This is a genomic window from Larkinella punicea (assembly GCF_003334855.1).
Taxonomy (GTDB): Bacteria; Bacteroidota; Bacteroidia; order Cytophagales; family Spirosomataceae; genus Larkinella; species Larkinella punicea.
The window spans coordinates 246,880-259,395 of sequence record NZ_QOWE01000011.1 but is presented as its reverse complement, the minus strand read 5'-3'; the positions used below and the strand labels follow the sequence as shown (position 1 = coordinate 259,395).

5 protein-coding genes are annotated in these 12,516 nt (G+C 55.0%); 1 reads left to right on the top strand and 4 read right to left on the bottom strand.

Annotation, left to right across the window (positions count from 1 at the left end; translation table 11 throughout):
• Positions 1–223: 223 nt before the first annotated feature.
• Entirely contained in the window at positions 224–679 is a 456-nt protein-coding gene (locus DUE52_RS15435; RefSeq protein ID WP_114406920.1) for a cold-shock protein, read from the bottom strand.
• Between the two features lie 359 nt (positions 680–1,038).
• On the opposite strand from DUE52_RS15435, the gene DUE52_RS15430 reads away from it, so the two are divergent.
• Complete coding sequence (locus tag DUE52_RS15430) at positions 1,039–3,762, top strand: hybrid sensor histidine kinase/response regulator transcription factor (RefSeq protein ID WP_114406919.1); 2,724 nt, start codon at positions 1,039–1,041, stop codon at positions 3,760–3,762.
• Positions 3,763–3,785: 23 nt separating this feature from the next.
• On the opposite strand, the gene DUE52_RS15425 is transcribed toward DUE52_RS15430, so the two are convergent.
• The 3 genes from DUE52_RS15425 to DUE52_RS15415 form a co-directional block, all read right to left on the bottom strand.
• Positions 3,786–4,202 (bottom strand): LytR/AlgR family response regulator transcription factor, encoded by a 417-nt coding sequence (locus DUE52_RS15425; protein WP_165840947.1) that lies wholly within the window; start codon positions 4,200–4,202, stop codon positions 3,786–3,788.
• Positions 4,203–4,341: 139 nt separating this feature from the next.
• Positions 4,342–4,608 carry a hypothetical protein gene (locus tag DUE52_RS15420; RefSeq protein WP_133299848.1) on the bottom strand — a complete coding sequence of 89 codons (267 nt, stop codon included), beginning with the start codon at positions 4,606–4,608 and terminating at the stop codon, positions 4,342–4,344.
• 223 nt (positions 4,609–4,831) lie between these two features.
• The gene (locus DUE52_RS15415) at positions 4,832–12,370 is read right to left on the bottom strand and encodes a putative Ig domain-containing protein (RefSeq protein ID WP_114406917.1); all 7,539 of its coding nucleotides are present in this window, start codon (positions 12,368–12,370) and stop codon (positions 4,832–4,834) included.
• Positions 12,371–12,516: the final 146 nt, after the last annotated feature.

The following is a 12,516-nucleotide window of genomic DNA, read 5'->3' as shown; positions in this document are numbered from 1 at the left end:
ACGCACTAATGTCTAAACTGGTTAGGCTTTTGAAATGACGAGGATTGCGTTGAATGTGTTGGTAAGTTAACATGCCGCAAATTTCGTCAACCAAAACCATAATCACTTAATCGGCATAAACTCTATTGACATCGTGATGGCACCACCACCAAAAACAAAACCCGACACTCAGGCCGGGTTTCTGCTAATCGAAGATTTTCAACGTGTTGCTCTAAAAACCGTCTCAAACGGCTTTCTTGACATCACGGGCGTTGGGACCTTTGGCGGTCATTTCCACTTCAAACGTTACCTTGTCGCCGTCTTTCACCGCGTCGACCAAACCGCTGATGTGCACAAAAACGCTATCCTGCGTTTCCTGATCCTTGATAAAACCGTAGCCTTTCGACTCGTTAAAAAACGTAACCGTACCTTTTCTGATAACTTCCTGCGGGACACCCGGCTCTTGTCTGGAAACCCCAATCTGTATATCTTCCGTATTGATAGTTTTCTTCTTCCGAAGATCCGGGGGCGACGACGAGATATTACCGTTTTCATCGACGTACGCCATCATTTCGTCCAGACCTTTTCCTTTATCCGAATTGGCTTTCCGCTCTTCCTTCTTTTCCGCCTTTTCCTTATTCTTCTTTTGCCGGTTCTTTTCTTTTTCCTTTTTATTAAACGTCTCTTGAGTTCTACCCATAATGTGGTGGTTGTTTTAGTGGAAAATGAGTTCTATCAGCCAGTATACGGCTTTCCCGTCTATCCGGAGGCTTTTTCGATGGGAGAAGATCTGGGATCTGGCAGGGAAGCGGCTTTCTGGCAGGCAAGGTACTATATTTTTAATTCGCTTCCCGGCAAATAAGTTCATTATCTCCCGCATTGCCTTCAAAAGAAAAGCTTAGTTACCTTTTTAGCCGCTTCTGCGGATTTTTTTCCGAATAAAACGAATCTGCCAATGCCCCAAAGTCCCTGAAAACCGAGCCGACGCCAAGTTTGATTTCACACAGAATACTCCTACTTTTGATTAAGCTGGATAAATAGTATTAATGACAGAAAAAGATGAAATATTGTCTCTTCTTGTTTTTCATCTTCTTTTTGGGGAATTCCTGTTCAAAACCGCAGGGCAAGAAATTTACCATTGGCTTTTCACAATGCACCGGCGCCGACCAGTGGCGGCAAACCATGCTCAGCGACATGAAACGGGCGCTGTCGTTTCATCCCGATTACACCCTGCTCTATGAAGATGCGGGCAATAGCACTAACAAACAAATCGCTCAAATTCAGTCGCTTACCAATCGTGGCATTGACTTATTGATTATTTCGCCCAACGAAACCGCGCCCATTACCAAAGCCGTCGATGCGGTTTTTAAGCAAGGCATTCCGGTTATTGTCCTCGACCGGCGGATCGATTCGGAATCCTACAACGCCTACATCGGGGGCGACAATTTCGAAATTGGGCGGCTGGCTGGTGCCTTCATCGGGAATCACCTCAAGGGAAAAGGCGCCGTGATCGAGGTAAAAGGGCTGGCCGGTTCGTCACCCGCTCAGGAACGACACCGGGGTTTGCAACAACAACTCGCCCGGTTTCCGGAAATCCGCGTGGTGGCCGAACTCGACGGCGAATGGGAACGCGACACCGCCCGCCACCGGGCTGAGGCCAATTTAGCCGCCCTGCAACGGGCCGACCTGGTTTTCGCCCACAACGACGTCATGGCCCTTGGCGTCTACGAAGTCTGCAAACAACACGGCCTGACGAGTCAGATTGAGTTTGTCGGGATCGACGCCCTGCCCGGCCCACAAGGCGGCATGCAACTCGTGACCGACGGGCTTCTGAAAGCTTCGTTCCTGTATCCGACCGGCGGAGAGGAAGCCATCGAAACCGCCGTGCAGGTGCTGGCCGGAAAAGCCGTCCAGCGCGAAACGACCCTGAATTCGATCCAGATCGACGCGTCCAACGTGCGGGCCATCAAGGCCCAGAGCGACAAACTCCTCAGCCAGCAGCAGGATATTGAAAAGCAAAGCCAGCGAATCGACGAACTGAAACAGACGTACCTGACCCAACGCAACACGCTGTATGTCACCCTGGCCAGTTTGTTTGTGGTCATTCTGCTCGGGGCCTGGGCGTTGTATCTGGTTCGGCAAAAACAAGCGGCTTACCAGATTCTGGCGAAACAGAACGTTGAAATCAGCGAACAGAAAGACCGCATCGAAGCCGTATCGGCCCAGGCCCGGCTGGCAACGGAGGAAAAACTGCGGTTTTATTCGTACATCTCCCACGAGTTCAACACGCCCCTCAACCTGATTTTGACCCCGGCCGAAGACCTGCTGGCGAAGAAAACCGTCAACCCCTACGAACTCAAAACGAATTTATCCCTCATCCGAAAAAATGCGTACCGCCTGTTGCGGCTGGTCGATCAAATGCTGGATCTGCGAAAAACCGACGCCGGGAAACTGCTTTTGCAGGCCGGCGAACAGGATGTGGTGGCGTTTATCCGGGACATTGTGAGTGATTTTCGCCGAAAAGCCGAGAAAAGCCACATCGACCTGCAATTCATCCCCGCGCAATCGATGCTCATGGTGTGGTTCGACCGCGAAAAACTGGATAAAGTGCTGTTCAATCTGCTGTCCAATGCGTTCAAATACACCTCGAAAGGCGGACTTATTCACGTTCGGGTCGATCTGTGCGACAACCGGGCGCGGATTCAGGTGCAGGACAACGGGGCCGGCATGAACGCCGAAGAACAGGCCCACGCCTTTGATTTGTTCTATACGGCTCCCAAGCATTTTAACCTCGGCAACGGCGTCGGCCTGGCCCTTTCGCGGGAATTTGTTCACCTGCATTACGGTGAAATTGACGTCCGCTCGGAGAAAGACCAGGGAACGACTTTCACCATTCTGCTGCCGCTGGGCAATGCGCATCTGGACCCGACCCAACAGGAAGAAATCCCCGGTACCCGCACGCTGCCCCTGTTGCTGGACGACGACGAAGGAACGCTGACGCCCACCAGCCCTATAGCCCCGGTTGCCCGAAAAACCGGTACGCTGGTGCTCATCGAAGACCACGACGAATTGCGGCAGTACCTGACCACCCGGCTCAGTGAAGAATTTGAGGTTGTGGCCGAAACAACCGCCGAAAAAGGCTGGGAGACCGTTCTGGAAACCGTACCCGATCTGATTATCAGCGACGTTATGCTGCCGGGCATGGACGGTTTGCAACTGACCCAGCGCATCAAGAGTGACTTCCGAACGTCGACCATCCCGGTTATTCTGCTCACGGCCAAGGGTCAGATGGAAAACCGCATTGAGGGCACCCGCGCCGGAGCCGATGCCTACATTGCCAAACCCTTTCTGATTACGTATTTGCTCGAAACGATCCGGACGGCGTTGAACAACCGGGAAAAATGGCAGAAACGGTATATGGGTGATTACCTGACGAAAACCGAAAACCGCCAGGAGAAAAAATTCCTGAACGAACTCACCACCCTCATCGAGCAGAATCTGGCCGATCCGTCGTTTGGCGTTGAGCAACTGAGCCGCGAAATGGGCGTTTCGCGCGTTCAGCTCTACCGGAAAGTACAGGCCATGCTCGATAAAAATGTCAATGAATATTTTACCGAAATCCGCCTGAAAAAAGCCAAGGTACTGCTGGTGGAAACCAACAAGGCGATGTCGGAAATCGCCGGTGAAACCGGCTTTAGCTCACCCGCCTACTTCACGACGTTCTTTAAGCAACACACCAAACAGACCCCTTCCGAATACCGAAAATCGCCGGTGGGTGTTTGAGCCAGCCCGGAGAGTCGGCGGTGTTAGTGATCTGTTTTCAGCCGTGTATAAAGCTGCCGGATGGCCAGCCACCGCCGACGCGAGATGGGTAGCGCCACACCCGACCGCAAATGAATCAATCCCCCTTTATCCGGATAAATCCGTTCCATGCGCTCAATGTAGCGGATGTTGACAATGCAGTTGTGGTGTGGGCGAACAAACAGTGCATCGGGCAATTGGGGTTCGTAGTATTTTAAGGTCCGGGGCAGCAGCAATCGTTGCCCATTCTTCCAGTGCAGCCAGCAGTAGTTGCCGGTGGCCTGTAAAAACATCAAATCCGCTACGGGAAGGCTGATCGGCCCCGTTTTCCGACAATGCATTGTGAGCATGCTTTCGGATGGATTAAAGGTCAAATCGGCTGATTGACTGATCGGATTGACGGCGTAAAAAGGTTGGGGCATAAGCACGTGAATAAGTGATCGGTTCGTCCCTGCAAAAGAGCCCCGATTCCGCCTTTTTCGGTTAACGCATTTCGGACATCCTTTTCCTCATTTCGGACATTTTCCCCTTTTTAACCCCATTCTCCCATAAAAAAGCACTTCAGGCCGTTTTGAGAACCTTCAAAATCGTACCCGGTGCAACCCTTTCAGCCGTGGCCGACGCCCCGCGGTGCGGAGACGAATCCATCGGTTTTCCTCTTTTTTCGTGGGAAGGGACGCCCATATACACGTCACACAAGAAACCGTGATCCGCGTGGCAAACCGCTTTGTGGTTCATCGTTTGAACGGTCGCCAACAGCATGGCCTGACCACAAAGCAGCCCCCAAACAAGCAGACTCAAACCTGAGGCCACCGACGCCAATCTCATTCGACAGGCTTGAAAAGAGCGGCAAAAACCGGCGTTGTTTTGCATAGCATGACCGAAAAGTGGTGAAAAAATGAACGCGTTTTTCTACCACAAAGCTGACTTTCAACGGCCAATTTCTGTTAACGCAAATCCGACATTCTTTTGCTCATTTTCGCCAAATGATCCGGCTAAAAAAAAATTTTCCGGAAAACGGGGCGGCAACGGTTGCCGCCCCGCTCCCGTTTTAATTGGTCTTCAAAACGGTTACGGTTTTGACCTGACCCGGCACCTGCACCCGCACCACCAGCAACCCCGCCGATTGACCCGCCACCGATAACCGCGCCTGTTCCACTATACCCGCCCGGCCCACGTGGTGTTCACCGACAAACCGCCCCTGCACATCCGTCACCTGCACCGTCAGTGGCTGGCCCTCCGCCCCCCGAATCACCAGATCCAGGTAATCGTGGATCGGGTTGCCCAAAACCGCCACCTCCAAAACCGGTTTCTGTTCCGCCGACAAGCGCGCTCCGGCACACTGATAGGCCTTTGGCGAGCCTTTCAGCACGAAGTTGGAGCCCAGCACCCGGGCCAGCACCTGTGTGCCGTTGGTTACACTGCCCGGGGGCGTAAAGTTGTAGGCATGGGCGCCGTTGCCCTTACCCGCATCCTTCAGATCCTGCCGGTAGATGTTGGCCAGCGTACTGCCCAGAACCGTGATGGTTCCCGGACTGCTTTCGGTATAAAATTCTACCGTCAACGGCGCGTTCGGTTTGTTGCGATCCCAGACCCAGCCCCGGATGCCGCCACAATCCAGTTTGTCCAGATACCCTTCGAAACTGCCCGTTACCGTCGTCGTCTCGGCCGGGTTGACCGTCAACTGAAAGCTCACGCTGTTGGAAGCCCCCGGTCCGTCGGTGGCTTGATAGGTCAGCACGAACGTACCCGATTCAGTTGGCGTCCCGCTGATGATGCGGGTGGGCATCTCCAGGCTCAACCCCGCTGGCAAACCGCTTAGATTATAGCTCAGTGATCCACCTTCGGGGTCCGTGAAAGCCACCAGGGTTCCCGAGAAAGGCACGCCCACTTGAGCCACCAGCGGAGCAATCAACACCGTCGGCGTTGGGGGCTGGGGCGGTTTATTGCCATCCGGGCTGGTATTGGGTTCACAAATCAACACCTTTGGCGAATCTTTCAGCACGAAACTATTGCCCGTTACGCGGGCCGAGAGACTGTGGGGCAAACCGTCTTTCAACGCATCGGGAATGGGCCAGAAGAACGCATGACGCCCGTTGCCTTTGCCCGCATTGAGCAGATCCTGCCGGAATTCACCCGCCGGAATGGTCGCAACTACTGTAGTCCCGTCCAAAATATCGATGGTGATGACGGCATTGGGTTTGTTGCGGTCCCAGACCCAGCCCCGGAAGGTGGCGCAATCGGCTCCGTAAATAAACCCGTCGAACGAACCGGTGACAGCCGGAGCCGCCACGACGACCGTCACGCTGGCGGGATCACTGACACAGTCATTCACGGTACAGGTAGCCTCATAGATAAATGTACCGGGTGATGCTGTCGTAACAATAATGGATCCGGTTCCAGTGGAGCCACCTGGCCCGGTCCAGGTGATGGTGCCGGCACAATTGTCGGCGGTCAGCGTTACCGGGGGCGCACCCTGCGTAACAGTGGTGCTGGTTAAGTTGGGAGCCGAAGGCGATACGATACTGCTGCTAATCTGAACACTGGCCGAGGCCGTACAGCCGTTACCCGCCGTCAGGGTGACCGAATACGTCCCCGCAGAACTCACCGAAATGCTCTCCGTGGTGGCCCCTGTCGACCACAATACCATGCCGCTGCCTTCGGCCGATAAGTTTATGGAAGGACTAGCGCACGTCAAAGTGGCTGAACTCGGACTGATGCTGACGCTGGGGGCATCACGATCCTGGCTGACCGTCGTTATCGTCGTACTGAGACAGCCGCTGGCATTGGCCACGGTAACAGAATAAGTACCGGGACTGCTGACCGCCAGCGTGTTCGTTGCCCCCGGTGTACCCAGCACCCCACTGCCATTGGCAAAGGTGTAGCTGGTGCCGCCCGAAGCGGTTAGGGTGACCGAGGTTTGTCCGCAGGTTAAAGGCCCGTTATCGACCAAGGTCGCCACTGGCAGCGCATTTACCGTCAGGAATTGGGTGGCTGTTGCCCGCATTCCGTTGTTGATCACTTCCAGTTCGAAGGTTTGCCCCGATGCGGGAGCTGGTATGGTCTGACTAAAGTTCGGGTTACTGCTGGTGCCGGTATACAGATTATCTTCGTTGGAGAGTGAGGTAAGCGTATACGAATAGCTGCCGGTTAGGTTGGCAATGGTGGCAGTAAACGTCACCGGGCTACCCACGCAAACCGCAGTGGGACTCGGCGCAAAACCGCTGATGAACGGCGCGGCTTGCCCGACCGTTATGGTATACGCCGAACCCAGGCCCGAACAGCCATTGTTGCCCGTGGCCCGAACCGTGATTGTAAAGCTGCCGCTTTCGGTGGGTGTTCCCGATAAAACACCGGTAGTTGCCAAACTGAGTCCGTTGGGCAAGGTGCCACTCGCCACCGAATAACTGTAGGGTGATGTACCGCCCGACGCCGTAAAGTTCTGACTGAAAGCCGTACCCGCTGTGGCCGTCGTCACCGCCGGATTGCTCACGGTTGGGGCCGAAGGAACCGGGTTGATGGTAAAACCCTGGTTCAGCGTGCAAGTGGGGTTGTCGGACGACCGGATCCGAATGACGTACTGCCCCGGATCCAATCCGCCGAAGACGCCACTGGTTTGCCAGTCGGTCCCGTCGCGGGAATACTCGATGGTGCCGCTGCCCGTGGCCGTTACGCTGATTGTTCCCGTTGGGATGGCACACGTAGGCTGGGTAAGGAGATGGTTTGCATACGTCGGAGGAGCGATTACCGTCAGCGCAGCGGTGGCGGTCACGACCGGACAGCCACCACTGGCGGGAACGGTGTACGTAATGGTATAACTGCCCGCGGGGCTGCTGCTGGGTGTCACGGTTCCCGAACTGCTATTGATTGAAAGGCTCGATGGGCTGCTACTGTAGGTTCCGCCGTTGCCCCCCATGCCCGAGCGGGTAATCAGACCCAGATCACTGGAATTGTTGCAAAATACCGTATTGTTATAGCGAATGGACACCGTCGGCAAGGTCGTCACCCGCAGCAATACTCCCTCCGAGTTGGTGCCCCCACCCCCGTTGCTCACCACGCAGCGGTAATACCGTCCGTCCAGCCCGGCGGCCGACGAGATCATTAGCACCGGGGTGTCGGTTCCGCTGTAGACGCCCGAATTCGAAAGGTTAGTGGGGAAGTTAAACGTATTATCGAAGGCAATCTGCCACTGGTAGGTAGTAGCATTGCCGGCGCTGACCGAGAAACTCACCGGGCTGGTGTTGCACACGGTTTGCGAAACCGGCTGAGTACCAATGGTGGGCGTCTCCACGCCCCGTGTGACGGTCACCCGGTACGTTTTGGTCGTTACGCCATCCTCCGCCGTCACCCGCACCTCGATGGAATTTGCACCCACCGTGAGCGCCAGCGGATCGGAAGCCGCGCCACTGGTTACAGAACCATAACTCCCGCCGTTGACCCGGACCTGAATGGTCGCGTTACTGTTTGCTGAAGTAGGCGTCACCGTCAGGCTACTGGTGGCATTGCCGACGGTAGCCGAGTAACTGGTAACACTTGGAAAAAACGCCGTCGAGAAGCTCCCGACGCTCAGGGTGAGGCTCGACAGGTCGGCACTACCCGATACCACAGACGTACTGACTAAAGCCGCGTTGTTATCCGAATTGGGGTCGGTTGTACCAGACGATACCGTTGCGGTGGTCGTCAGAATATTGCCTTCCGATCCCGGCACTGTTGCCACAACCAGCGTAAAACTGGCGGTACCAGCGGTTGGAAAACTGGCCCGACTACAGGAAACCGTCCCGGTTGTCCCCACCGACGGCGTCGTACAACTCCAGCCACCCGGTGCAGTAAGCGAAAAGAACGTGGTGCTGGCCGAAAGCGGAATCGACAACTGCACCGTGCTGGCGGTGCTGGGTCCCAGGTTGCTGACCTGTCCGGCATAGGTAAGGTTGTTGCCCGCACCAACCGGATCGGGGCTGTCGGAAAAAGTAACCGCCAAATCGGCCGAAGATGTCAGGGTATTCACATCCGTGGCACTGTTGTTATCGGGATTGGGGTCCGTTATACCGCCGGGTGTGCTGACCGATGCGGTATTTGACAAACTGCCGGTTGAAGTCGAACTGGTTTCACAAACTGCCAGATACGTCACGGAACCGCCCACGGGCAAATTCACCTGCTGACTGATGTTCCCGGTTCCGGAACCCGTCCCCGATGCTCCGCCGGCAAACGTTGCGGTCCAGGCTACCGAGGTGATGGAGGCCGGGAAATTATCTGTCACCGTTGCCCCGCTTACCGCCAACGGCCCGGCATTGCTGACGGTGATGGTGTAGGTGGTCGGGGAGCCGGGAGCCAGACTTGAGACACCGTCGGTTTTGGTAATGGATAAATCGGCGGAGGGGGCGTCTCCTGCGATCAGTACATACGCCGAACCCAGGCCGGAACAGCCATTGTTGCCCGTGGCCCGAACCGTGATCGTGAAGCTGCCGCTCTCGGTCGGTGTTCCTGATAAAACACCGGTAGTTGCCAAACTGAGTCCGTTGGGCAAGGTGCCACTGGCCACCGAATAACTGTAGGGTGACGTGCCGCCCGAGGCCGTGAAGGTCTGACTGAAAACCGTACCCACGGTGGCCGTCGTCACGTCGGGATTGCTCACCGTGGGTCCTGAAGGAACCGCATTGATCGCGAAGCCCAGATTCCGCGTACACGTGAGGTTGTCGGACGACCGCACCCGAATGACGTACGAATTGGGCTCCAACCCGCTGAACAAGCCGCTGGTCTGCCAATCGGTGCCGTTGCGCGAGTACTCAATGGTGCCGTTTCCCGTCGCCGTTACACTGATTGTTCCCGTTGGGATGGCACAGGTCGGCTGGGTAACCGCGTTGCCCGTCGCCGTGGGCGGGGCCGTAATCGTCAAAGTGGTCGTAGCCGTCACGACCGGACATCCCCCGTTGGCCGGTAGGGTGTAGGTCACCGTGTAACTTCCCGGTGTACTGCTCCCGGTCGTTACGCTGCCTGAACTGCTGCTGAGCGACAAACTCGAGGGACTGCTGCTGTAAGTTCCGCCGTTGTTGTTGAGTCCCGAGCGCGTTACCAACCCCTGCGTGCCACCGGTGGTACACAAGAGCGGATTGATATAGGAAATAGTGACCGTCGGAAGCGTCGTTACCGTGATGGAAGCCCCACTTGAGTTCACCGGACCTCCTTCGTTGCTCACCACGCAGCGGAAGTAGTAGCCATTCTGGGCAGAAACCGACGAGATGGTCAACACCGGCGTGTCGGTACCACTGTAGACGCCCGAATTGGAGAGGTTGGAAGGAAAGTTGAAGGTATTGTCGGCAGAGCGCTGCCACTGATAGCTGGTCGCATTGGTGGCACCTACCGAGAAACTAGCCGGACTGGTACTGCACACGGTCTGCGAAACCGGCCCGGTATTGATCACGGCAACCGGAATAGCGGTTACATCCAGAATATACGGTGCTCCGACGCCCGAACAGCCATTGTTGCCCGTGGCCCGAACCGTGATCGTGAAGCTTCCCCCCTCCGTGGCTGTTCCCGATAGAACGCCCGTTGTTGCCAGCGTCAAACCCGTGGGCAAAGTACCACTCGCCAGCGAATAACTGTAGGGTGATGTGCCGCCCGACGCCGTAAAGTTCTGGCTGAAAGCGGCCGCCGTTGTCGCCGTCGTTATGGCCGGATTACTTACTGTAGGCTCAGAAACCGCATTCACCGTGAACGTGATGTTTCGGGTACAGGTGAGGTTGTCCGAGGAGCGTGCGCGAATCGTGTAACCACCCGGATTCAATCCACTGAAGGTTCCGCTGGATTGCCAGTCGGTGCCATTGCGCGAATATTCGATGGTGCCGCTGCCCGTCGCCGTTACGCTAATCGTACCCGTTGATGTAGCACAGGTGGGCTGGGTGACCGCGTTGCCTGTAAAGGTCGGCGGGGCCGTTATTGTCAGCGTGGTCGTGGCGGTCACTACCGGACAGCCTCCCCGTGCCGGTACGGTGTAGGTCACTGTGTAACTACCGGGCGTACTGCTCCCGGGCATTACTGCGCCAAAATCACTGGTGAGCGAGAGACTGGAGGGACTGCTGCTGTAGACTCCTCCGTTACTGTTATTGCCCGAACGCGACACACCCTGCTGACTACCGTTGGTACACAACAACGAATTGGTATAGAAAATCGTAGCCGTGGGTAAAGTCGTCACGGTCAGCAGCACCCCTTCCGAGTTGGTGGATCCATCGTCGTTGGTCACCACACAGCGGAAGTAGGCCCCATTTACATCTGAAACGGATGAGATCGTCAGCACTGGCGTGTCGGCACCGCTGTAAATACCGGTATTGCCAATATTGGAAGGAAAGTTAAAGGTGTTGTCGTAGGAACGCTGCCACTGATAGTTGGTCGCATTGCTGGCGACGACCGAAAAGCTGACCGGATTGCTGCTGCACACGGTTTGCGAAACCGGTTCTGTGCTGATCGTCGGCGGAGAAGCCATACTGTACGTAAACGGAACGACATAGGAACAGGCATTGCCCGAGGGCGTAATTTTGGCGTAAAGCGTCTGCGATCCGGCAGGCAGACCCGAAGGGGTAAAGGTATTGGGCGCAGTAAACGATCCGGCCGAAGTCGTTGAGGTAGGTTCGGTATAGATACCGTTAACCGTCATCGAGTAATTGCCCCCGTAGGTAAATATCGGACTTGGATTATCATTGACCTGAAGCTGATTATTCGTAATGGTACCCGACAGCGATCCGTACTTCAAAACACCATTATTGGTAAATGAACCACCCGAACGGGTCAGCGTACCGGCGATCTGAATAAGTCCCGCATTGGTTGTGGTAGCGTTGGTGTTGTCAAAATTACCGGCCACCATGATAATTTTACCGCAAACCTGATTAGTAATTGTGCTGGCTACCGAATTGAAAATTCCGAGACCCGAATTGATATTGAATGTCCCGCTATTGGTAAATGCGAGGGCTCCTGTTTCCATTAATAATGCATGCCGCGGCCCCGTGTAGTTGATCGTTCCCTGGTTGATCAGGTTTCGGTGACCCAATCGACTAAGCACGATTCCGTCACCGTTGGACATCAGATTTATCGTGCCTGATGATGAATTGGTAATCGTGCAGGCTCCATCCTCTTGATCGGCCAATGAAATACACCTGGTAGAACTATTGATTACCAGTAATCCATTATTGGTCACTGTTGAGGCAAAGGTGATAATAAAAGCGCCACTCGCCAGAGTCCCTCCGACCCCTTCTATCCGGATGGTTCCGTTGTTGATTAACTCTGCGTTGTATATGGCTCCCGATATACCGCCAGAACCTCTCAGGTTCAGGGTCCCACCACTGTTTATGGTAAGGCGTGATCCGGCGTTGATGTACAGTAAGGTGAGCACAGTGTTCGTACCGTTACTGATCACCGGATTATTAGACGACGCATCGATAATCGCGATATCGCCATCGGCCGGTACACCCGAAGGATTCCAGTTCGAGGCCGTTGCCCAGTCGCTGCTGGTTGCGCCGGTCCAGAAGCGGTCTGTAGCCAACAGATCAGGCGAAAAAAAGAAACCCAACAGGAAAAAAAGGACGTAAATGATTGATTTCATAAAAACAGGATATGCGATTGTTGAAAATAAGCAGAAACCAGCCAGGCATTTCAGCCACAAATGTGACATCATATGACCAATTCCCGTTAGTCCAAATCCGACAATCCTTAGCTCATTTTTACCAAATCACCCGGAAAAGCATAAAA

Coding starts and splice junctions, on each gene's coding strand:
- DUE52_RS15420 (WP_133299848.1), bottom strand. CDS start 4,608: ATGAGATTGGCGTCGGTGGCCTCAGGTTTGAGTCTGCTTGTTTGGGGG.
- DUE52_RS15425 (WP_165840947.1), bottom strand. CDS start 4,202: ATGCCCCAACCTTTTTACGCCGTCAATCCGATCAGTCAATCAGCCGAT.
- DUE52_RS15435 (WP_114406920.1), bottom strand. CDS start 679: ATGGGTAGAACTCAAGAGACGTTTAATAAAAAGGAAAAAGAAAAGAAC.
- DUE52_RS15430 (WP_114406919.1), top strand. CDS start 1,039: ATGAAATATTGTCTCTTCTTGTTTTTCATCTTCTTTTTGGGGAATTCC.
- DUE52_RS15415 (WP_114406917.1), bottom strand. CDS start 12,370: ATGAAATCAATCATTTACGTCCTTTTTTTCCTGTTGGGTTTCTTTTTT.